Annotated in this window: 14 protein-coding genes; 5 read left to right on the forward strand and 9 right to left on the reverse strand. The window is 71.6% G+C overall.

Annotated elements, in window-relative coordinates; genetic code table 11:
* Positions 1 to 12 precede the first annotated feature (12 nt).
* A complete protein-coding gene (locus tag ACF1AL_RS05125) occupies positions 13 to 2184 on the forward strand; it encodes a hypothetical protein (RefSeq protein WP_391778987.1) in 2172 nt (723 codons plus the stop codon).
* A gap of 142 nt (positions 2185 to 2326) precedes the next feature.
* Here ACF1AL_RS05125 and ACF1AL_RS05130 read toward each other — a convergent pair whose 3' ends face one another.
* The 4 genes from ACF1AL_RS05130 to ACF1AL_RS05145 form a co-directional block, all read right to left on the reverse strand.
* Positions 2327 to 5701: a pyruvate carboxylase gene (locus ACF1AL_RS05130; protein ID WP_386419962.1), complete on the reverse strand. Its 3375-nt coding sequence runs from the start codon at positions 5699 to 5701 to the stop codon at positions 2327 to 2329.
* 127 nt (positions 5702 to 5828) lie between these two features.
* The gene (locus ACF1AL_RS05135) at positions 5829 to 7310 is read right to left on the reverse strand and encodes an MFS transporter (protein WP_391659287.1); all 1482 of its coding nucleotides are present in this window, start codon (positions 7308 to 7310) and stop codon (positions 5829 to 5831) included.
* A 150-nt stretch (positions 7311 to 7460) separates the two neighbouring features.
* The gene (locus tag ACF1AL_RS05140) at positions 7461 to 8957 is read right to left on the reverse strand and encodes an alpha-amylase (RefSeq protein ID WP_391778988.1); all 1497 of its coding nucleotides are present in this window, start codon (positions 8955 to 8957) and stop codon (positions 7461 to 7463) included.
* Positions 8954 to 11671: a glucosidase gene (locus tag ACF1AL_RS05145; protein ID WP_391778989.1), complete on the reverse strand. Its 2718-nt coding sequence runs from the start codon at positions 11669 to 11671 to the stop codon at positions 8954 to 8956. Before ACF1AL_RS05145 ends, ACF1AL_RS05140 begins: the two co-directional genes overlap by 4 nt.
* Before the next feature lie 98 nt (positions 11672 to 11769).
* Between ACF1AL_RS05145 and ACF1AL_RS05150 the strand changes: the two genes are divergently transcribed.
* Entirely contained in the window at positions 11770 to 12321 is a 552-nt protein-coding gene (locus tag ACF1AL_RS05150; RefSeq protein WP_391778990.1) for a GNAT family N-acetyltransferase, read from the forward strand.
* Between the two features lie 127 nt (positions 12322 to 12448).
* Here the strand turns inward: ACF1AL_RS05150 and ACF1AL_RS05155 are convergent, their stop codons facing one another.
* The 5 genes from ACF1AL_RS05155 to ACF1AL_RS05175 form a co-directional block, all read right to left on the reverse strand.
* A complete protein-coding gene (locus ACF1AL_RS05155) occupies positions 12449 to 13099 on the reverse strand; it encodes a GntR family transcriptional regulator (RefSeq protein ID WP_391696673.1) in 651 nt (216 codons plus the stop codon).
* Between the two features lie 136 nt (positions 13100 to 13235).
* Positions 13236 to 13961: an aspartate/glutamate racemase family protein gene (locus ACF1AL_RS05160; RefSeq protein ID WP_391778991.1), complete on the reverse strand. Its 726-nt coding sequence runs from the start codon at positions 13959 to 13961 to the stop codon at positions 13236 to 13238.
* Positions 13962 to 14004: 43 nt separating this feature from the next.
* Entirely contained in the window at positions 14005 to 15486 is a 1482-nt protein-coding gene (locus ACF1AL_RS05165; protein WP_391696667.1) for an NCS1 family nucleobase:cation symporter-1, read from the reverse strand.
* Between the two features lie 223 nt (positions 15487 to 15709).
* A complete protein-coding gene (locus tag ACF1AL_RS05170) occupies positions 15710 to 16990 on the reverse strand; it encodes an amidohydrolase family protein (protein ID WP_391778992.1) in 1281 nt (426 codons plus the stop codon).
* Between the two features lie 187 nt (positions 16991 to 17177).
* Positions 17178 to 17942: a GntR family transcriptional regulator gene (locus ACF1AL_RS05175; RefSeq protein WP_391778993.1), complete on the reverse strand. Its 765-nt coding sequence runs from the start codon at positions 17940 to 17942 to the stop codon at positions 17178 to 17180.
* 322 nt (positions 17943 to 18264) lie between these two features.
* On the opposite strand from ACF1AL_RS05175, the gene ACF1AL_RS05180 reads away from it, so the two are divergent.
* The 3 genes from ACF1AL_RS05180 to ACF1AL_RS05190 all read left to right on the forward strand — a co-directional run bounded on the left by ACF1AL_RS05180 (position 18265) and on the right by ACF1AL_RS05190 (position 21453).
* Positions 18265 to 19542 carry an extracellular solute-binding protein gene (locus ACF1AL_RS05180; protein ID WP_391778994.1) on the forward strand — a complete coding sequence of 426 codons (1278 nt, stop codon included), beginning with the start codon at positions 18265 to 18267 and terminating at the stop codon, positions 19540 to 19542.
* Positions 19543 to 19624: 82 nt separating this feature from the next.
* Positions 19625 to 20626 carry a carbohydrate ABC transporter permease gene (locus tag ACF1AL_RS05185; protein WP_391696657.1) on the forward strand — a complete coding sequence of 334 codons (1002 nt, stop codon included), beginning with the start codon at positions 19625 to 19627 and terminating at the stop codon, positions 20624 to 20626.
* On the forward strand, positions 20623 to 21453 hold the full coding sequence (locus ACF1AL_RS05190; protein WP_391778995.1) for a carbohydrate ABC transporter permease: 831 nt from the start codon (positions 20623 to 20625) through the stop codon (positions 21451 to 21453). The genes ACF1AL_RS05185 and ACF1AL_RS05190 overlap by 4 nt, the downstream gene beginning before the upstream one ends.
* Positions 21454 to 21456 lie beyond the last annotated feature (3 nt).

A 21456-nucleotide genomic window follows, 5' to 3' on the forward strand; every position in this document is an offset into this window, starting at 1 on the left:
GATCATGCCGCAATGCGTGACACCCTCGAACAGCTGGTCGTACGGCACACCCACCGCATCCCCCTCCCCGCCGGACCGGCGGGGCCGGGCGAGGCCGCGGCGCGGCAGTTCGACGCCGCGCTGGTCTCGGTGGGGTTCAAGCTCTCCGGGCAGGCGCTGAAGCACCTGTCGTCGCTGTCCCGGGCCACCGTCGTCGCCACCGCCCGCCGGGTGCTGGCCACCGTCCGCGAGACGGCCGGCGACCACGTCCGGCACAACGTCTACTTCGTCGACTTCCCGGCGAACGTCCCCGACACCGTCGACTTCTGGATGCGCTGCCTCACGGAGGCGCTGGCCGACGACGCCGCCCGCCCCGGCGTCCTCAGCCGGCTCGACGCGGGCGTCGTGGACCTGCTGACCCTGCCGTCCTACGGCCGCTACCCGCACGCCTACGACGAGATGCTCGCCGCGCACGACGAACTGATCCCGGCGGTCGGCGACCGCCTCACCGTGCTGCACCTCGGCGGCCCCCTGGAGGACGAGGTCACCGAGCTGTACCTGGCGCTGGCCGGCAGCAGCACCCCGCTCGGCGAGGACGGGCTGCGGGACCTGGAGCTGCTCGCCGGGCACTGCGTGGACGGGCCGCAGCCGGAGGCGATCCCGGTACGGGAGAACCGGGCGGTGGTGAACCGGGCCCGGCTGACCGCGGGCGCGCCGCTGCTGCTGGACACGGTCACCGACGTCCTGCGGCTGGCCTGCGCCCTGTCCGGCGGCGATGTGACCCTGACGGAGCCGACCCGGTTCTCGACGCTGCCGCGGCCGGTGCGCCGCGCGCTGCTCGCGGGCCTCGACGCGGTCGTCGCCGCCTCCCCCGCCAAGCTCGCCGACGTCACCGCGCACCGCGAGCCGTTCAAGCGGCTCGGTGAGCGGCTGCACCCGCACGAGTACCCGCGGTGGCCGCACGCCGCCGAGGTGTTCGCGGTCGCCCGTGGGGAGAAGGAGGCGCGCTCGTTCGGCAGCCGGGTCGAGGAGCTGCTCGCGACGCACGACGTGACGGGCGCGGTGACGCTGCTGTCGGCCGCCCCGGGCCGGCTGTACCGCGCGCTGGACCGGCTGCTGCGCACGGCGCTCACCCAGGAGGAGCGGGACGCGGTGGTGACGGCGGCCGAGCAGGTCGCCGGCGAGGTGTCGGGGCGCGTGCTGCTGTCGGTGGCCGAGCACCTGCGCAACCGTGCCCGGGCGAGCGGTGAGCGCCGGGTGTTCGTCGGCCGCAGCGGCCGCGCCTGGGTCACCGAGGACACGCGCCCGCCGGTGCTGCCGCCGGAGCGGGAGCGGCTGATCGGCGTGATCGACGAGGAGATGCGCCGTCGCCTGCCGGCCGTGGACCACCTCCTGGTCGACCCGGACGTGCTGGACGTGGCGCTCCCGCTCAGCGGCAAGGCGACCGCCTCCGGCCTGGGCGTGCTGCCCCGCGGCTCCCTCTCCCCTGTCGACGGCGAGCTGCTGCGTTTCTTCGTGTACTGGAAGGAGCGCGTCCACCGCACCGACTACGACCTGTCGGCGCTGCTGCTCGACGCGGGGTACCGGACGGTCACCTGGCTGTCGTACATGGCCCTGTCCGCCATGGAGGGCGAGCACTCCGGCGACATCACGGAAGCGCCCGAGGGGGCCTCGGAGTTCATCAACCTGCGGCTCGGCGCCGTGCGCGGCACCTACATCGTGCCGCAGGTCAACATCTTCTCCGGGGAGGGCTTCGAGGAGGTCGAGGAGTCCTTCTTCGGGTTCATGCTGCGCGAGGCGGAGCAGGCGGGACGGCCCTTCGAGCCGCGGACCGTGCGGATGAAGTCGGACCTGCGCGGGCCGGGCCGGGTGGCGCTGCCGCTGGCGTTCCTGCGAGGTGAGGACGGCCGGTGGCGCGCCAAGTGGCTGCACCTGTACCTCAAGGGCCACCCGGCGGCCAACCGGGTCGAGGGCAACCGGGTGTCGGTGGCGACGCTGCTGCGCGGCATCGTCGAGCGGGAGTACCTCACCGTGGGCCATCTGGCCGATCTGCTGGCCGGGCGGGGGACGACCGTGACCCGCTGGGACGGTGCGTCCGTGCCGGACGGCCCGGTCACCTACATCGGTCTGGAGCGGCCCGACGGGCTGCACCCGGACTCGCGGATCGTCACGCCGGAAAATCTGCGCGACCTGATCCCGGAGTGACTGCTACCTTGGGCGTCGGCGAGGCCATGCAGGGGCTTCCTTCTCAGACTCCTTTTCTGCGTTAGCCCTTGCGCTCTCCTCGCCCTCGACGTCGGCCCCCCGGCACCTTCCGGTGCCGGGGGGCCGTTTGTCGTCTCTTGGCTCAGCCGATCACGACGAGCAGGTCGCCGCCCTCGACCTGCTGGACCCGGTTGATCGCGAGGCGGGACACGGTGCCCGCCTTCGCCGCGGTGATCGAGGCCTCCATCTTCATCGCCTCGATGGTGGCCACGGTCGCACCCGCCTCCACCTGGTCGCCCTCGGCGACGGCGAGGGTGACCACGCCCGCGAAGGGCGCCGCGACATGGCCCGGGTCGGCGCGGTCGGCCTTCTCGGTGGCCGGGATGTCGGCCGACGCTGCGACGTCGCGGACCTGGATCGGCCGCAGCTGGCCGTTCAGCGTGGACATCACCGTGCGCATGCCGCGCTCGTCGGCCTCGCCGATCGCCTCCAGACCGATGAGCAGCCGCACACCGGGCTCCAGGTCGACGGCGTACTCCTTGCCCGGGCGCAGGCCGTAGAAGAAGGCCTTGCTGTCCAGGATGCTGGTGTCGCCGAAGGAGTGGCGGTGGGCGAGGAACTCACGGGTCGGCGCGGGGAAGAGCAGCCGGTTGAGGGTCGCGCGGCGGTCCTTCTCCAGGCCCTCGCGGTCCTCGGCGGACAGCTCCGGCACCGGCTTCGCCTCGGCGCGGCCCTTCAGGGCCTTGGTGCGGAACGGCTCCGGCCAGCCGCCGGGCGGGGTGCCCAGCTCGCCGCGCAGGAAGCCGATCACCGAGTCGGGGATGTCGAAGCGGTCCGGGGTCTCCTCGAACTCCTTCGGGTTCACCCCGGCGCCGACCAGGTGCAGGGCGAGGTCGCCGACCACCTTGGAGGACGGGGTGACCTTGACCAGGCGGCCCAGGATGCGGTCGGCGGCCGCGTACATCGCCTCGATGTCCTCGAAGCGGTCGCCGAGGCCCAGCGCGACCGCCTGGGTGCGCAGGTTGGACAGCTGGCCGCCGGGGATCTCGTGGTCGTAGACACGGCCGGTCGGGGAGGCGAGGCCCGCCTCGAAGGGGGCGTAGATCTTGCGGACGCTCTCCCAGTACGGCTCCAGGTCGCCGACGGCCTTGAGGTCGAGGCCGGTGGGCCGCTCGGAGTGGTCGGTGGCGGCGACGATCGCCGACAGCGACGGCTGCGAGGTGGTGCCGGCCATGGAGGCCACCGCCCCGTCGACCGCGTCCGCGCCGGCCTGGATCGCGGCGAGGTAGGTGGCGAGCTGACCGCCCGCGGTGTCGTGGGTGTGCAGGTGGACCGGCAGGTCGAACTCGCGGCGCAGCGCGGAGACGAGCTTCGCGGCGGCCGGGGCGCGCAGCAGGCCGGCCATGTCCTTGACCGCGAGGACGTGGGCGCCGGCGTCGACGATCTGCTCGGCGAGACGCAGGTAGTAGTCGAGGGTGTAGAGCCGCTCGCCGGGGTCGCTGAGGTCGCCGGTGTAGCACAGGGCGACCTCGGCGACGGCCGTTCCGGTCTCGCGGACGGCCTCGATGGCGGGGCGCATCTGGCCGACGTCGTTCAGGGCGTCGAAGATGCGGAAGATGTCGATGCCGGTGGCCGCGGCCTCCTGCACGAACGCGTCGGTGACCTCGGTCGGGTACGGGGTGTAGCCGACGGTGTTGCGGCCGCGCAGCAGCATCTGCAGACAGAGGTTGGGGACGGCCTCGCGCAGGGCGGCCAGCCGCTCCCACGGGTCCTCGGCGAGGAAGCGCAGCGCCACGTCGTAGGTGGCGCCGCCCCAGCACTCCAGGGACAGCAGTTCGGGCAGGGTGCGGGCGACGACCGGGGCGACCGCGAGGAGGTCCTTGGTGCGCACCCGGGTGGCGAGCAGGGACTGGTGGGCATCGCGGAAGGTGGTGTCGGTGACGCCGATGGTCGGCGACTCGCGCAGCCAGCGGGCGAAGCCCTCGGGGCCCAGCTCGGTGAGCTTCTGCTTGGAGCCGGCGGGCGGCTCGGCGGCGGGCAGCGCGGGCAGCTTGCTCACCGGGTCGATCAGCTCGGGGCGCTCGCCGTGCGGCTTGTTCACGGTGACGTCGGCGAGGTAGGTGAGCAGCTTGGTGCCGCGGTCGGCGGAGTGCCGGGAGGTGAGCAGGTGCGGGCGCTGCTCGATGAACGAGGTGGTGACGTTGCCGGCCTGGAAGTCCGGGTCGTCGAGCACGGCCTGCAGGAAGGGGATGTTCGTGGCGACGCCGCGGATGCGGAACTCGGCGACCGCGCGGCGGGCCCGGTTGACGGCGGTGGTGAAGTTGCGGCCCCGGCAGGTCAGCTTGACCAGCATGGAGTCGAAGTGCGCGCTGATCTCCGTACCGGCGTGGGTGGTGCCACCGTCGAGGCGGATGCCGGAGCCGCCGGGCGAGCGGTAGGCGCTGATCCGGCCGGTGTCGGGGCGGAAGCCGTTGGCGGGGTCCTCGGTGGTGATACGGCACTGCAGCGCGGCCCCGCGCAGGGTGACCGTGTCCTGGGACAGGCCGAGGTCGGTCAGGGTCTCGCCGGCGGCGATGCGCAGCTGGGACTGGACGAGGTCGACGTCGGTGACCTCCTCGGTGACCGTGTGCTCGACCTGGATGCGCGGGTTCATCTCGATGAAGACGTGCCGGCCCTGGCGGTCGAGCAGGAACTCGACGGTGCCCGCGTTGCGGTAGCCGATGTGCCGGGCGAACTTGACCGCGTCGTCGCAGATCCGCTCGCGCAGCGCCGGGTCGAGGTTGGGTGCGGGCGCCAGCTCGATGACCTTCTGGTGGCGGCGCTGCACCGAGCAGTCGCGTTCGAAGAGGTGCATGACGTTGCCCTCGCCGTCGGCGAGGATCTGCACCTCGATGTGGCGGGGTTCGACGACCGCCTGCTCCAGGAAGACCGTCGGGTCGCCGAAGGCGGACGCGGCCTCGCGGGAGGCGGCCTCGATGGCCTCGCGCAGCTGGGCGGGGTCCTCGACGCGGCGCATGCCGCGCCCGCCGCCGCCCGCGACGGCCTTGACGAAGACGGGGAAGCCGATGTCCTCGGCGGCCCGCAGCAGTTCGTCGACGTCGGTGGAAGGCTGCGAGGAGCCCAGCACGGGCACGCCGGCCTCGCGGGCGGCGGCCACCGCGCGGGCCTTGTTGCCGGTCAGCTCGAGGATCTGCGCGCTCGGGCCGACGAAGGTGATGCCGGCCTCCTCGCAGGCGCGCGCCAGCTCGGGGTTCTCGGACAGGAAGCCGTAGCCGGGGTAGACGGCGTCGGCACCGGCCAGCCGGGCGGCGCGGATGATCTCGTCGACGGAGAGATACGCGCGCACCGGATGCCCGGGTTCACCGATCTCGTAGGCCTCGTCGGCCTTGAGCCGGTGCAGCGAGTTGCGGTCCTCGTGCGGGAAGACGGCCACGGTGCGCGCGCCGAGCTCGTATCCGGCCCGGAAGGCGCGAATCGCGATCTCGCCACGGTTGGCGACCAGTACCTTGCGGAGCATCCCCGATCCCTTCGGCGTGCGGGTGAGTGCCACCATGGTCGCGGCAACGACCCCACCTGGCCATGAGACGCGGATCACCCTTCAGGCAACAGTCTCAGGATGCGGGACGCCGGGGGACTTCGCCCGTCTACCCGGGCGGCATCCCGGTCTGCCCCTGGAGCCGTTCCAGGTCGGAGGCGCGGACCTGGATGGCGAAGACGGCGATCAGCGCGGCGAGGGCGGTGAAGATCGCGGCGACGACGAACGCGGCGGACGCGCCCGAGGTGAGGACCTGGTCGGACCACGGCTTGGGCAGCACTCCGGTGCGCTGGAAGCGCAGCCGCTCCAGAGGGGTGGCCTGGGCGAGGAAGCGCGGGATCTGTTTCTGCGCCTCGTTGGTGCTGGCCGTGCCGAAGGTGGTGACGAGGATGGACAGCCCCAGGGAGCCGCCGACCTGCTGGGTGGCGTTGAGCAGTCCCGAGGCCGCGCCGGCCTCCCGCGGGGCCACGTTGGACAGGGCCATCAGGGTCAGCGACACGAACTCCATGCCCATGCCGAGGCTGAAGACGAGCATCGGGCCGAGGATGCTGCCCGCGTAGGTGGAGTTCACGTCGGTCAGGGTCAGCCAGGACAGGCCCGCCGCGGCGAGGATCGCGCCGGTCACCATGAACGGTTTGGGCCCGTAGCGGGGCAGGAACCGGGAGGCGAGCCCGGCGCCGACCGCGATGACGGCGCTGACCGGCAGGAAGGCGAGTCCGGCCTGCAGCGGGCTGAAGCCCAGCACGTCCTGCACGAACAGGGTGAGGAAGAAGAACATGCCGAAGATCGCCGCCGCGAGGCACAGCATGATGCCGTAGGTCCCGGCCCGGTTGCGGTCGGCGAACATGTGCAGCGGCGTGATCGGCTGCTTGGAGCGCCGCTCGATCAGCACGAACCCCGCCAGCACGACGACCGCGGCGGCGAACGAGGCCAGCGTCAGCGCGTCCCGCCAGCCCTCCTGCGCGGCCCGGATGAACCCGTACACCAGCAGCACCATGCCGACCGTGGAGGTCAGCGCGCCGGCGATGTCGAAGTGGCCGGGATGGCGCTCGGACTCGCGGATGAAGCGGGGCGTGGCGAGGACGATGAGGGCGCCGATGGGCACGTTGACGAACAGCACCCACCGCCAGTTCAGCCACTCCACGAGGATCCCGCCCATGAGCAGCCCGATCGCGCCGCCGCCCGCGGAGACCGCGGCGAACACGCCGAAGGCCCGGTTGCGCTCGGGCCCCTCCTTGAAGGTGGTGCTGACCAGGGACAGCGCGGTCGGGGAGGCGATGGCGCCGCCGACACCCTGCAAGGCGCGCGCGGCGAGCAGTTCGCCCGGGTTCTGGGCGAGCCCGCCGAGCAGGGAGGCGACGGCGAACAGCGCGACGCCGAACATGAACACGCGGCGCCGGCCGAGGATGTCGCCGGTGCGGCCGCCGAGCAGCAGCAGACCGCCGAAGGTGAGGGTGTAGGCGTTGACCACCCAGGCCAGGCTGGTGGTGGAGAAGTGCAGCGCGCTCTGGATGTGCGGCAGGGCGATGTTCACGATGGTGATGTCGAGCACCACCATCAGCTGACAGGAAGCGATGACCAGCAGGGCCATCGCGTTGCCTCCGCCGCCCCGCCGCTCGGTGCCGGGCTGCGTCGTCGAGATCGGTTGCGGGCTGTGGCTCATGGCTGCCCCAGGGTGCCGGGTCCGTCGTCGACGCTACGCCCGCGTCGGCGGGGGCACCACTCGAACAGGCCCGCTGCGTCAGGCGGTGACGGCGGCCGTACGCAGGGTGTCGCGCCCGGCGCCGGGCACCGGCACGGCGAGCACATGGGCCTGCCGGGCGGGCAGTTCGACGTGGAGTCCGGCGTCGGCCAGTTCGTCGCCGTCGCGGTCGTAGGAGTGCCCGGTGAGCAGGTCCGTCAGCCGGTGACCGGTGCCGCGCAGATCCTCCCAGGGGAGGCGGACGCGGCCCCGCGCGGTGCCGTCGGAGTGGTTGACGACGACCAGGTGCCGGGCGTCCCCGGCACTCCAGCTCCAGGCGAGCAGGGCGCGATGGGTGTCGTCGCCGGGCAGTCCGGCGGTCTCCAGCAGGCGCCAGTCGCCCCGGCGCACCGCGGCGGCGGCGGGCAGCAGGCGCGCGTGGAAGGCGCGCAGGTCCTCGTCGGGCTCCTCGGCGGGGCGGCGGGCGAGGAAGACGGGCAGGCGGGTGCGGCGGCCCTCGAACTGGCCCTCGTGCCACAGGGTCGCCCCGGGCAGCGTGGCGACGGTGACGGCCGCCGCGCGTTCCCGGTCGCCGGGGAGGGCGGCGGCGGCGCGGGGTTCGTCGTGGTTCTCCAGGAAGCGGACGAGGCCGCGCTGGTAGCCGAGGCCGGCGCGCAGATGGGCGCGGACCTGCTCGGCGTCCTCGTGCACGAGCCGGTCGTAGAGCCGCTTGTCGTAGGCGTGGTCGAAGCCCTGCTGCTGGAGGGCGTACTCCATGTCCCAGTAGGCCTCGGCGACGAACAGCATCTCCGGGTGGCGGGCGCGCACGCGCGGCAGCACGTACGGCCAGAAGTCCTCGGCCGGGACGGCTCCCGCCCGCTCGCCCCAGGTGCGGGCGAACACCTCGTTGGTCATGAGCATCGCCATGTCGCAGCGCACGCCGTCCGCCTGGTCGCCGATCGCGACGAGCGTCTCGACGGTCGCGTCCCGCAGTTCGGCGCTGAACGCGTTCAGCTGGACGACGTCCGGCCAGGGCGGGAAGTACGGGTCGCGGCCGCGGGCGCAGACCCGTCCGGCGATGTCGAGGAAGGCGTCGGGGGCCCGCTCCAGGTCGGCGCGGGTGCCCTGGATCAGGCAGCCGGGCCGGCCGGTGGTCCAGGGGTGGTCGGGGGCGACGTGGTTGGGGACGTGGTCGAGGATCAGCCGCAGTCCGCGGGCGGCGAGCTGGGCGCGGGCCGCGGCCAGTCCGTCCGGTCCGCCGAGGCGGGCGTCGACGACGTAGTCGCGTACGCAGTAGGGGGAGCCGGCGAGGTCGGCCTCGGTGAGGTCGGGCAGGGCCGCGCGGAAGGAGGCGAGCAGGCCCGGGTCGCGCAGGGCGAGGGCGAGGCCGGCCGGGCTGCGTTCCCACACCCCCATCAGCCACACGGTGTCCAGGCCGGGCCGGGCGATCTCGTCCCAGGCCTCGCCGGGCACGTCGCCCAGGCGCACGGTGCGGCCGTACCGTGCGCTCAGCTCGCGCAGCCAGACCAGGGTGTTGATCTCGTACACGACCGTCATGGGCGCGGCTCCTCGGGTTTCAGGGAGTCCCGGCCGCCGCGGTGCCAGTCGTCGGCGCCGATGGTGCGGAACAGGGTCGCGGTGGCCGCGACGAGTCCGGTCCAGCCGGTCTGGTGGGAGGCGCCGAGGCCGGCGCCGGTGTCGCCGTGGATGTACTCGTAGAAGAGGACGAGGTCCCGGAAGTGCGGGTCCTTGGCGTAGACGGCCTGGGTGCCGTGGATCGGGCGGTGGCCGTCGGCGCCGGGCAGGAAGGTGGCGGTGAGCCGGTCGGAGATCTCGCGGGCGACCTCGTACAGGTTCAGCTCTCTGCCGGAGCCGGTCGGGCACTCCACGGTGAACTCGGGGCCGTGGTAGGCGTGCAGGTTCAGCAGAGCGCGGATGATCAGCACGTTGACCGGCAGCCACACCGGTCCGCGCCAGTTGGAGTTGCCGCCGAACATGCCGGAATCGGACTCGGCGGGCAGGTAGCCGACGCCGTAGCGCTCGCCGTGGACTTCGAAGGTGTAGGGGTGCTCGGCGTGGTACCGGGACAGCGAGCGGATGCCGTACGGGCCGAGGAACTCGTCCTCGTCGAGCATGCGGGCCAGGATGCGGCGCAGCCGGTCCTCGCCGAAGAGCGCGAAGAGATAGCGGCCGTCGTCGTTGGGGTCGGCGGTGACGTGCTGCTCGACGAAGGCCTCGACGGCGGGGTGGCGTTCGATGAACTCCCTCGCGCCCCGTACGAGTTCGGGGAAGCTGCGGTCGGCGCGGCCGCCGATGACGCTGGTCGCGGCGAGCGGGATCAGGCCGACCAGGGAGCGCACCTTCAGCGGGGTGGCGCGGCCGTCGGGCATGCGCAGCACGTCGTAGAAGAAGCCGTCCTCCTCGTCCCACAGGCTGGCGTTGTCGCGGCCCATGCGGTTCATGGCGACGGCGATCCATGCGAAGTGCTCGAAGAGCATCTGGGCCTGTTCGACGTAGACCGGGTTGTCGACGGCGAGTTCGATCGCGATCTCCAGCAGGTTCTGGCAGTACAGGGCCATCCAGGCGGTGCCGTCCGCCTGGTCCAGCCGGCCGCCGGTGGGCAGCGGGGCGCTGCGGTCGAAGACGCCGATGTTGTCCAGGCCGAGGAAGCCGCCCTGGAAGACGTTGTTGCCGTCGACGTCCTTGCGGTTGAGCCACCAGGAGAAGTTCTTCATCAGTTTCTGGAAGGCGTGTTCCAGGAAGACGCGGTCGCCGCGGCCGGTGCGGTGCTTGTCGAGTTCGTAGACGAAGAGCACCGCCCAGGCGTGCACGGGCGGGTTGACGTCGCCGAAGTTCCACTCGTAGGCCGGGATCTGGCCGTTGGGGTGCAGATAGAGGCGGCGCAGCAGCAACTCCAGCTGGTCCTTGGCGAAATGGGTGTCCACCATGGCCAGGGCGAGCGTGTGAAAGGCGAGGTCCCAGGCCGCGAACCAGGGGTACTCCCAGGTGTCCGGCATCGACATGATCGCGTCGTTGACCATGTGGTACCAGCCGCTGTTGCGGACGCGCGGGTCGACGGCGAGCGGGTCGACGCCGTGCTCGGCGAGCCAGCGTTCGACGTCCAGGTAGTAGTACTGCTTGCTCCACAGCATTCCGGCGAGGGCCTGGCGGACCATGCGCCGCTCCTCCTCCCCCATGCCGTCGGGGGTGAGCGCGGCGTAGAAGGCGTCGGCCTCGGCGCGGCGGGCGTCGAGAACCTGGGTGAAGTCGCCCCACGGGTCGGCGAGTTCGGCGTCGGTCAGCCGCAGGCGGATCGTGGCGCTGTCGCCGGCGGGGACGGTGAGGACGTGGTGGACGGCGGCCTTGGTGCCGGTGCGGGCGGGGTCGACGGCGTCCCGCTCGCCGTGGACGACGTACCGGTCGATGCCGTCCTTGACGTACGGGGTGGTGTCGGGGCTGCCGAAGATCCGCTCGTTGTTGGTCTCGTTGCCGGTGAAGCAGGTGGCGGCGGCCGGGTCGTGGTACAGCCGGCGGGTGCCGAGTTCCTCGTGGTCGGCGAGGATCGCGCCGGGGGTCTGGCGCAGGACCGGCACGGCGGTGCCGCCGGCCCAGGACCAGGTGTGGCGGAACCACAGCGTCGGCAGCAGGTGCAGGGTGGCCGTGTCGGGGCCGCGGTTGTGCGCGGTGATGCGGACCAGCAGGTCCTCCGGGCCGGCCTTGGCGTACTCGACGACGACGTCGAAGTAGCGGTTCTCGTCGAAGATCCCGGTGTCGAGCAGTTCGTACTCGGGTTCGCCGCGGCCGCGGGCCCGGTTGGTGTCGACGAGGTCGCTGTAGGGGAAGGCGCCCTGCGGGTACTTGTAGAGGTACTTCATGTAGGAGTGCGTGGGCGTGTTGTCGAGGTGGTAGTAGCACTCCTTGACGTCCTCGCCGTGGTTGCCCTCGGCGTTGGTCAGGCCGAACAGGCGCTCCTTGAGGATGGGGTCGCGGCCGTTCCACAGGGCGAGCGCGAGGCACAGGCGCTGCTTGTCGTCGCTGACCCCGGCGATGCCGTCCTCGCCCCAGCGGTAGGCGCGGGAGCGGGCTTGGTCGTGGGTGAAGTACGACCAGGCGTCGCCGTCGGCGCTGTAGTCCTCGCGGACGGTGCCCCACTGCCGCTCGCTCAGATACGGCCCCCAGCGCCGCCAGGCCACGTCACCAGCGTCGGCCTCGGCGAGCCGCCGGCGCTCGGCGTCCTGCGGCTCGGCGTCCCGCGGCACATCGGTCGTCATCGCATCGTCCTTCCGCGAACCCGGCGCACTCCCCCAGGCTCGGGCATCCCGGACGGGGCCGCAATCACGGCGCGGCCGGCCGGTTACGCTCCGGGACCATGGGGACGACCGAGGACGGCCGCGCCGCCGTCACCTTCCGCGCCGCACGGCCGCAGGACCGGGCCGCCGTCGAGAGCATCGACGGGTCCTTCACGACGGACACCGTCTTCGCGGTACGCCGCACGGAGACCGGGTTCACGATCGTGGAGAGGGCGGTGGACCCGCCGGTCCGCAAGACCTTCCCGGACGACGGGGAGGGGGAGGCGGACGACGCGGACACCCGGACCGTGGTGGCCGAGGCGGAAGGGCGGGTGTGCGGCTACGTGACGACCGTGTTCCAGCGGTGGAACCGGCGGCTGGTCGTCGCCGACCTGTGCGTGGCCCCGCCCCACCGGGGCCGCGGCATCGGCGCGGCGCTGCTGGAACGGGCGGTGGAACGGGGGCGGCGCGTGGGCGCCGGCCATGTGTGGCTGGAGGTCACCCACCTCAACGCCCCCGCCGTCCGCCTCTACCGGCGAGCCGGCTTCGAACTGTGCGGCCTGGACACGTCCCTGTACACGGGCACGGAATCGGAGGGAGAAACGGCCCTGTTCATGAGCCGACCCTGCTGACCCGGCGACAGCGCCGGGCGCGCCGGCGCGCCGGGTCCGGGTCCGGGCCGGCGGCCGGCGGAGGTGCCTGCGCGGCGCCGCACGGAGGGCGCGGCGGTCCGGTGCCCGGCCCCCCGGCAGGCGGGTGTCAGGCGGTGTCGTGGGTGCGGTGGTCCTGGACCGCCGCGCGGCTCGTGGCGAGGTGGTTCAGGACGAGGGACTCCACCCGCGCGACGTCGCGGTCGGCGATGGCCTGGTACAGGGCCTCGTGTTCCTCGGCGATGCCGAGCAGGTCGTCGTGCTGGCCGAGCAGCCAGCGCACCCGGCTGCGCATGACCCGCTCCAGCTCGCTCAGCAACTCGTTCGCGGCCAGCGAGATCACCGTCTGGTGGAAGTCGGCCGCCGCGCGGCGGGCCCCCACGGCGTCGCCGGCCCGCGCCGCGTCCAGCTCGCGGTCGAGGTCGGCGCGCAGCCGGCGCAGCCCCTCGCGGGTGTGGCGCTGCGCGGCGAGCCGGAACGCCAGGGTCTCCAGCACGCCGCGCACCTCGTCGAGGTCGGCCACGTCGGACGGGGTGAACTCGCGGACCACGGCCCAGGTGCGCGGCCGCGGGGTGACCAGCCCCTCGGCGACGAGCGTCTTCAGGGCGTCCCGGACGGGCAGCCGGCTGACTCCGAGGGACTCGGCGAGTTCGCGCTCGACCAGCCGGCTGCCCGGCTGCCGTACGCCGTCGAGGATCTCGTCGCGCAGCTGCCTGGTCACGCGCTCGGACTCGGGCGTGAACCTCTCTGACCCCGTCATGGCCGTCCTTCTCTCGTCACGTCCCCGGTCGGCGCGCCGGCGCTGTGCGGGTGCCGGGGTGCCGTGGGGACCAAGCCACTGTGACCTTAGCCGGTGGCGGGACCTCGGCCGGTGGCGGGAGAGGGACGGGAACGGGTCACAGGGCCATGGGCGGCCAGTTGGCGATGAGCTTGGGCCGCGGGCGGGCGTAGGTGCGCACCTTGGAGGTGCGCAGCCCCAGCCGGACCAGCGACTCGGCGACGGTGACGGCCGCGGCCACGCCGTCCACGACGGGCACCCCGGTGCGCTCCACGACGCGTTCGGCGAGGCCGGCCATACCGCCGCAGCCCAGGCAGATCACCTCCGCCCGGTCGCGTTCGACGGCGTACGCGGCCTGTTCGACGATGGCGTCGACGGCCGCCTTCTCGTCCTCCTCCAGGTCGAGTACGGCGAGCCCGCTGGCCCGTACCGAGGCGCAGCGCGCGCCGAGTCCGGCCACGTGGAGGCGTTCCTCGATGAGCGGGACGGTGCGGTCGAGGGTGGTGACGACGGAGTAGCTGCGGCCGAGGAACTGCGCGGTGCTCGCGGCCGCCTCCGTGATGTCGACGACGGGAACGTCGAGGAGTTCCTGCAGTCCCTCGCGGCCGTGCTCGCCGTAGCCCGCCTGGATGACGGCGTCGTAGGGCCCGTCGTAGGCGCGCACGGTCTCCATGACGGCGACGGCGGCGAGGTAGCTCTCGTAGTTGCCCTCGACCGACTCCGCGCCGAACGCCGGGGTCAGCGGGACGATCTCGGTGCCGGGCGAGGCCGCGGTGGCCGCCGTCCTGCCGATGGCGTCGGTGATGGACTGCGTGGTGTTGACGTTCACGACGAGGATGCGCATCGTTCGGCTTTCTTGCTGGCGTGGCGGACGGGACCGGGCCGGCTCACTCGGCGGCGACGGCGATGGCCTCGCCGTCCACGTCCCGCGCGGCGCTGGAGCGGTCCGCGACGAGCGCGTACAGGGCGGCGGCGAGGAAGGCGCCGATGAACCAGGAGAACCCGGCCACGGAGTGGAAGAGGGGCACCAGGGCGACGGTGACCGCGACCGCGGCGCTGGGGACGAAGGCGGCGACGGCCTTGGGGTTGTAGCCGCGCCGGTAGTGGTAGTCGCCGGCCTCGTCCTCGGTGTACAGGTGGGGCACGTTGACGCGGGAGCGGCGCAGCAGCCAGTAGTCGGCCATGACGACGCCGAAGAGCGGGCCGAGCAGGGCGCCGAGGCCGCCGAGGAAGTAGTTGACGACGACGGGGTTGTCGTAGAGGTTCCAGGGCGTGATGACCAGGCCGAGGGCCGCGCTGACCAGGCCGGCCTTGCGGAAGTCGAGTGTGCGCGGGAAGAGGTTGACCAGGGCGTAGATCGGGGCGACGAAGTTGGCCAGCAGGTTGACGGCCACGGTGAGGGCGATCAGCGCGAGCGAGGCGACGGCGAGGAGCGCCATGTTCGGGATGGTCCGCACGATGTCGGTCGGGCTGGTGATGACGTGCCCGTCGAGCTTGAACTGGGCGCCGCTGAGGACGCACACGATGACGGCGAAGAAGAGCATGTTCACCGGGATGCCGACGACGTTGCCGCGGACGATGGCCGCGCGGCTGCGGGCGGAGCGGGTGAAGTCGCAGAAGTTCAGCACGAACGTGCCGTAGATGACCACCCACAGCGCGGCGGCCTGGAGGATCTGCAGCCACATGGCGCCGCCGGTGAGCGGGTCGCCGTCGGACAGGGAGATCGATCCGCCGGCGCGGAAGAACATCCAGGCGGCGAGGGCGCACATGGTGATCAGGGTGGTGGGCGCGGCGAACGCCATGTAGCGGCGGATCATCTGCATGCCGTAGCTGACGATGAGGACCTGCAGGCCCCACAGCGCCAGGAAGGTGATCCAGCCGAGGGTGGACTGGCCGAGCAGGGAGTCGTCGTCGAGCCGGCCGAGGCCCGGGAACATCGCGACGAGCAGGGTGCTCAGCACGGACGAGGCGAGGTAGGTCTGGATGCCGAACCAGGCGATGGCGACCAGGCCGCGCACGCCGGCCGGGATCTTCGCGCCGTGGATGCCGAAGGCGATCCGGCTCATGACGGGGAACGGCACGCCGGTCTTGTGTCCCATGAAGCCGGACAGGGTGAGCAGCAGGAAGAGCAGGACGGAGGCGAGCGCGAAGGCGGCCAGGATGCCCCACACGTTCAGCCCGAGCGCGAACAGTCCGATGGCGAACGCGTAGTTGCCGAGGCTGTGCACGTCGTTGGCCCACAGGGTGAAGACGTTGTAGGCGCCCCAGCGGCGCCCTTCCTTCTTCGTGGGGGCGAGATCGTACGTGTAGAGACCAGGGCTCGGGGTGCTGCTGGTCTCCACGGACGACCGGTTGTCCAGCGCAGTCATACGGGACTCCGGGGGGAGAGCGGGAACGTTCAGAGGTTTCCACGAAATGGAAGTTAACTTCCGCGCGAATGAACGTAGTTTTCGCCGAAGACCACCGTCAAGAGATCGGACGGAAGTTGAGGAATGGCGTTTTTCCGGGCGGAAAAGGGCAGCGCGAACCGTCCCGTGCGGCAGGGGCCCGCTCGGGACGACTCGCGCCGGATGGAAGGTTTTTGACGGACCGTCAGAGCACCTGACCCGCGCGGACGACGTGCGCCGGCCGGGTCAGGACCGTCAGATCGGACAGCGGATCGCCGGCCAGCAGCACGGCGTCGCCGGCGTACCCGGGGGCCAGCCGGCCCACGGTGCCCTCCACACCGAGCAGCCGGGCGGCACCGGTGGTCGCCGTGCGGATCGCGTCCAGCGGTGACAGGCCGGCACTGTGCATGAGGACCACCTCGCCGCCGATGGGACTGACGTCGCCGCCGGAGGAGTCGGTGCCGGCGGCCAGCGGTACGCCGAGCGCGTGCGCGGTCCGCACCGCCTCCTTCAGCACGGGCAGGAACGTGCGGCCGCGCTCGTCGAGGACCGGGTCCGGGTCGCCGGCCATGCCGGCGATGGCGGTGAGGGTGGGCGTGAAGTACGTGCCACGCCGCGCCATCTCGTGCAGGGTGCGCTCGGCGACGAACACGCCGTGTTCCAGCGAGCGGATCCCGGCGCGCACGGCGTCGTCACAGCCCTGGGCGCTGTAGCTGTGGCACAGCACGCCCTTGCCGCGCCGGCGGGCCGCCGCGACCACCTCGGAGAGCTGCTCGTAGGAGTAGACCTGGGTGAGCGGGTCCTGTTCGGGCAGGCCCGCGCGCTCGTTGACCCGGGTCTTGACGACGTCCGCGCCCCGGGCGAGGTTGACCTCGACGACGCGCCGCAGCGCCTGCGCGGACCGGACGCCGTCCTTGAGTGCGGCCAGGGGCGCGAGGTCGGGGTCGGCGAGCACCGACTCGCCGAGGTCGGGAGTGACGAAGACACCGGCGGCGGTCAGGCGCGGCGCCCGGGTGGGGAGCCGGCGGGCCAGTTCCCGTACGGCGATGTCCTGGAAGAAGGTGGTGGAGCCGCTGCGGGCGCTGGTGGCGCCCTGGGTCACCGCGGCGCGTGCCTCGGCGACGGTGCTGAGGTGGATGTGGGCGTCGACCAGGCCGGGCAGCACCCAGTGGCCGTGCGCGTCGAGCCGCCGCGCGTCCGCGGGGACGGGACCCCTGCCGCGCCGGCCCGCCCAGCGCACGGTGCCGCCGCGGACCACGACGACCGCGTCCTCGGTGACCTCGCCGGTGGCCGGATCGAGCAGGGTGCCGCCCTCGATGACGAGGTCGCCGGCGGGACCGCCGGACTCCGTCCCCGGGGCCGGAAGGGCCGCCGCGGGGGCGGCGACGGCCGGCACGGTGGCCGTCCCCGCGAGTGCGGCGGCGCCCGCGAGGACACCGCGCCGGGTGAGCCGGGCGGGAGGCGGGGGAACCGGATCCAGACACATGGGGACTCCTGAGACCTGGGCGACGTTCAGCAGGTCCCCGTTTTGTATACCAAAATTCGGCTACCTCACAAGGGTTCTGAACCTCACCGTAGCCGTTCGGGCAATTTTGGTATCCAATTTCTCCGGACGTGCGGGTCCGCCTGCCCCCAAGGCTCAGGGATGTCGCGCGCCACCGTCGGCGCCGGGCTCACCCGATCGGTCGCGTCAGCGTGGCCATGAACTTGTAGCGCGAGCCGCGGTACACCGAGCGGACCCACTCCACCGGCCGGCCCTCCGCGTCCCGGGAGTGACGGGACAGCAGCAGCATCGGCAGGCCGACGTCCGTACCGAGGAGCCCCGCCTCCCGGGGCGTCGCCAGCGAGGTCTCGATGGTCTCGTCGGCCTCGGCGAGCCGTACGCCGTACTGCTCGGCGAGTGCCGTGTAGAGGGAGGTGTACTTGGCGAGGTTCGCGCGCAGCCCGGGGAAGCGGCGGTCCGGAAGGTGGGTCGCCTCGATCGCCATCGGTTCGCCGTTGGCCAGCCGCAGCCGCTCCACGCGCAGCACCCGGTCGCCGGCGACCAGCCCGAGGAGTCCGGCGAGCTGCGCGTCCGCGGTGACGTACCCGATCTCCAGCGTCTGCGAGGCCGGCCGCAGCCCCTGCGCCTCCATGTCCTCGGTGTAGGAGGTCAGATCGAGGGTGCGGTACACCTTGGGGCGCGCGACGAACGTGCCCTTGCCCTGGACCCGGTCGAGCCTGCCCTCGCCCACGAGTTCCTGCAGGGCCTTGCGGATGGTGGTGCGCGAGGTGCGGAACTCCACGGCCAGCAGCCGTTCCGGCGGCATGGACGCGCCGGGCGGCCGGGCGTCGGTCATCTCCAGCAGCCGCTTCTTGATCCGGTAGTACTTCGGCACCCGCTCGGCCCGGTCCGGGACCCCTCGCTCGTCGTGGGCGCTGCTGACGTCGGTGCTCATGACCCGCCTTCCCGGCTCCGCTGTCCGATCGGCCGACGGACGGCGGACGCGGCCCGCTCAGCGGTTCTCCGTTATAGCGGGGAGACCGACCTTGGTCTAGTCCAACCAGGGGCGCCGCTCCCCAGGCGGAGGCCGGTGACGTTCCGGTCACGACGGACATCGGGTCCCCGAACACCCCTTGACAGCCCCATAGGTCTAGGCCAAGCTCGCGGTGCTGGTCTACACCATTTGAGGCCAGGTCCCCAGCCCAGCGTGCAGAAGCGCCGTTTTCGCAGGTCACCGCCGAGGGCGTGGGTGAGAGGTATTCCTTAGGAGGGGTGGCGTGAAGCGCAAGCTGGTTGCCGCGATCGGTATCGCAGGCATCATGATGTCCGTTGCGGCGTGCGGGGGCGACAGCGACGACAACGGCAAGGACGCCGGGCAGAACAGCTCCAAGGGCCAGACGCTGGTCGTGTGGACGATGGACGGCTCGGCCCCGGCCCAGTGGACCAAGGACGTGCAGGCGGCCTTCGAGCAGAAGACCGGCGCCAAGGTCAAGTTCGAGATCCAGAAGTGGGACGGGATCCAGCAGAAGATCACCACCGCCCTCTCCGAGTCCAACCCGCCGGACGTCATCGAGGTGGGCAACACCCAGACCCCGGCCTACGCGGCCACCGGCGGCCTCGCCGAACTCGGCGACCTCAAGCAGGAGATCGGCGCGGACTGGACGCCGTCCGTCTCCGCCTCCTCCGTCTACGAGGGCAAGCAGTACGCCGCCCCCTGGTACTTCGCCAACCGCGTCGTCATCTACAACAAGAAGATCTGGGCCCAGGCCGGCATCAAGGACACCCCCAAGACGCGGGACGAGTTCTTCAAGGACCTGGAGACCATCGGCAAGAAGACCGACGCCGAGCCGATCTACCTGCCCGGCCAGAACTGGTACTTCCTCGACGGCCTGATCATCGGTCAGGGCGCCGACCTGGTGAAGAAGGACGGCGACAAGTACGTCTCCAACCTCGGCGACCCGAAGGTCGGCGCGGCCATGGAGATCTACAAGAAGTACGCCTCCTACTCCAAGGCCCCCAAGGACAAGGACGAGGCGACCCCGCAGCAGGCCGAGGTGTTCGCCAAGGGCAAGACCGGCGCGTTCATCGGCATGGGCTGGGAGGCGGCCACCGCCGTCACCGCCAACAAGGCCATCGAGAAGGACCTCGGCTACTTCACCATCCCCGGCGCCACCGCCGGCAAGCCCGAGAGCGTCTTCCTCGGCGGCTCCAACCTGGCCGTCGCCGCGGGCAGCAAGAAACAGGACCTGGCGAAGCAGTTCCTCAAGATCGCCCTGTCCGACCAGTTCGAGGGCGAGCTGGCCAAGCTCAACGGCATCGTGCCGAACAAGGCCTCCCTGGAGAGCAACCTCAAGGGCAACGCCGTCGCCGAGGCCGCCGCGCCGGCCGCCGCCGTCGGTGGCACCACCCCGCTGATCCCCGAGTGGGCCGCGGTGGAGAACACCCCGAACCCGATCAAGAGCTACATGACCGCGGTCCTGAACGGCAAGGCGCCGGCGGACGCGGCCAAGGACGTCGAGGCCGAGATCAACAAGCGTCTCGCCCAGAAGAACTGACGACCTCGCGCCGGGGGCGGCCACCGCGCCGCCCCCGGCCCCTCATGTGTTGCCCGTACGGCCACGGAAGAGACGGCAAGCCATGCCAGTGCAGACCCAAGGCACGGACACGGCCGGGGGGCCCGGTGTCCACAAGGCCGAGGCTCCTTCGCCCCCGCGGGACGGGACCGGCCGGGCCGCGCCCGCACGCGGCCGGCGCACCGCCGCCGCCCCCTACCTGCTCCTGCTGCCCGCGCTGCTCGCCACCCTGATCCTGCTCGGCGTGCCCCTGGTGAAGAACGGCATGCTGTCGTTCCAGAACCTCAACCCGCGCCAGCTCATCCTGCACCTGACCGAGTGGAACGGCGTCGACAACTACCGCGAGGTGCTGACCAGTTCCGACTTCTGGCGGGTCGTCAAGCGCTCGGTGCTCTTCACACTCGCCAACGTCGCGCTGATCATGCTGCTGGGCACGCTGACCGGCCTGCTGCTGGCACGGCTCGGCAGGAGGATGCGGCTGCTGCTCCTGCTCGGGCTGGTGCTCGCCTGGGCGATGCCCGTCATCGCCGCCACCACCGTCTACCAGTGGCTGTTCGCCCAGCGTTTCGGCGTCGTCAACTGGGTGCTGGACAAGCTCGGCTGGCACGCGATGGCCGACTACAACTGGCTCGGCACGCAGTTCTCGACGTTCTCCGTCATCACCCTGCTGATCGTGTGGCAGTCCATCCCGTTCGTGGCGATCAACCTGTACGCCGCGACGACCACCATCCCGCGCGAACTGTACGAGGCGGCCTCGCTGGACGGCGCCGGCACCTGGAAGAGCTTCACCTCGGTGACGTTCCCGTTCCTGCGGCCCTTCCTGTACTCCACGACGTTCCTCGAGGTCATCTGGGTCTTCAAGGCCTTCCCGCAGGTCTTCGCCATGAACGAGGGCGGCCCTGACCGGCTCACCGAGACGCTGCCGGTGTACGCCTTCGTCGAGGGCGTCGGCAACCAGCACTTCGGCATGGGCGCCGCCATCTCGTTCCTGACCGTCCTGGTCCTGCTCGCCCTGACCTCGTACTACCTGCGCATGGTGCTCAAGCAAGAGGAGGACGAGCTGTGAAGCGCTCGATCTTCGGCCGCATCTGGCCCAACGCGACCGCCGTCATCCTCTTCGTGGTCTTCGCGTTCCCGGTCTACTGGATGTTCGCCACGGCCCTGAAGCCGACGGGCGCCATCATCGCCGAGGACCCGGTGTGGTTCCCGACGAACCTCACCTTCGCGCACTTCGACAAGGCGGTGCACGCCGACCACTTCTGGACCCTGGTGCGCAACTCCGTCACCGTGACCGTGCTGGCGGTGCTGCTGTCGCTGGTGATCTCCCTGCTCGCGTCCTTCGCGATCGCCCGGATGCGGTTCAAGGGGCGCGGGGTGTTCGTCGTGACCTTCATGCTGGCGCAGATGGCGCCCTGGGAGGTCATGATCATCGCGAACTACATGCTGGTGCGCGACAGCGACATGCTCGACAGCCTGGTGCCGCTGACCGTCTTCTACATGATGATGGTGCTGCCGTTCACGATCCTGACGCTGCGCGGCTACGTCGCCGCGGTGCCCAAGGAGCTGGAGGAGTCCGCGATGGTCGACGGCTGCACCCGCGTCCAGGCCTTCGTGAAGGTGATCTTCCCGCTCCTCGCGCCGGGCCTGATGGCCACCTCGCTGTTCGGCTTCATCACCGCCTGGAACGAGTTCCCGCTGGTGCTGATCCTCAACAAGAGCATCGAGAAGCAGACGCTCCCGCTGTGGATCTCCCAGTTCCGCACCGCCTTCGGTGACGACTGGGGCGCCACGATGGCCGCCTCCTCGCTGTTCGCCGCCCCGATCCTGGTCCTCTTCATCTTCCTGCAGCGCAAGGCCGTCAGCGGCCTCACCGACGGCGCCGTGAAGGGATAACGC

The organism is Streptomyces sp. NPDC014801, from assembly GCF_043082085.1.
GTDB lineage: Bacteria > Actinomycetota > Actinomycetes > Streptomycetales > Streptomycetaceae > Streptomyces.

Excerpts from the sequence above, each read along its gene's own strand:
- ACF1AL_RS05125 (WP_391778987.1), top strand. The coding sequence starts at position 13 with ATGCGTGACACCCTCGAACAGCTGGTCGTACGGCACACCCACCGCATC.
- ACF1AL_RS05130 (WP_386419962.1), bottom strand. The coding sequence starts at position 5,701 with ATGCTCCGCAAGGTACTGGTCGCCAACCGTGGCGAGATCGCGATTCGC.
- ACF1AL_RS05135 (WP_391659287.1), bottom strand. The coding sequence starts at position 7,310 with ATGGCCCTGCTGGTCATCGCTTCCTGTCAGCTGATGGTGGTGCTCGAC.
- ACF1AL_RS05140 (WP_391778988.1), bottom strand. The coding sequence starts at position 8,957 with ATGACGGTCGTGTACGAGATCAACACCCTGGTCTGGCTGCGCGAGCTG.
- ACF1AL_RS05145 (WP_391778989.1), bottom strand. The coding sequence starts at position 11,671 with ATGACGACCGATGTGCCGCGGGACGCCGAGCCGCAGGACGCCGAGCGC.
- ACF1AL_RS05150 (WP_391778990.1), top strand. The coding sequence starts at position 11,770 with ATGGGGACGACCGAGGACGGCCGCGCCGCCGTCACCTTCCGCGCCGCA.
- ACF1AL_RS05155 (WP_391696673.1), bottom strand. The coding sequence starts at position 13,099 with ATGACGGGGTCAGAGAGGTTCACGCCCGAGTCCGAGCGCGTGACCAGG.
- ACF1AL_RS05160 (WP_391778991.1), bottom strand. The coding sequence starts at position 13,961 with ATGCGCATCCTCGTCGTGAACGTCAACACCACGCAGTCCATCACCGAC.
- ACF1AL_RS05165 (WP_391696667.1), bottom strand. The coding sequence starts at position 15,486 with ATGACTGCGCTGGACAACCGGTCGTCCGTGGAGACCAGCAGCACCCCG.
- ACF1AL_RS05170 (WP_391778992.1), bottom strand. The coding sequence starts at position 16,990 with ATGTGTCTGGATCCGGTTCCCCCGCCTCCCGCCCGGCTCACCCGGCGC.
- ACF1AL_RS05175 (WP_391778993.1), bottom strand. The coding sequence starts at position 17,942 with ATGAGCACCGACGTCAGCAGCGCCCACGACGAGCGAGGGGTCCCGGAC.
- ACF1AL_RS05185 (WP_391696657.1), top strand. The coding sequence starts at position 19,625 with ATGCCAGTGCAGACCCAAGGCACGGACACGGCCGGGGGGCCCGGTGTC.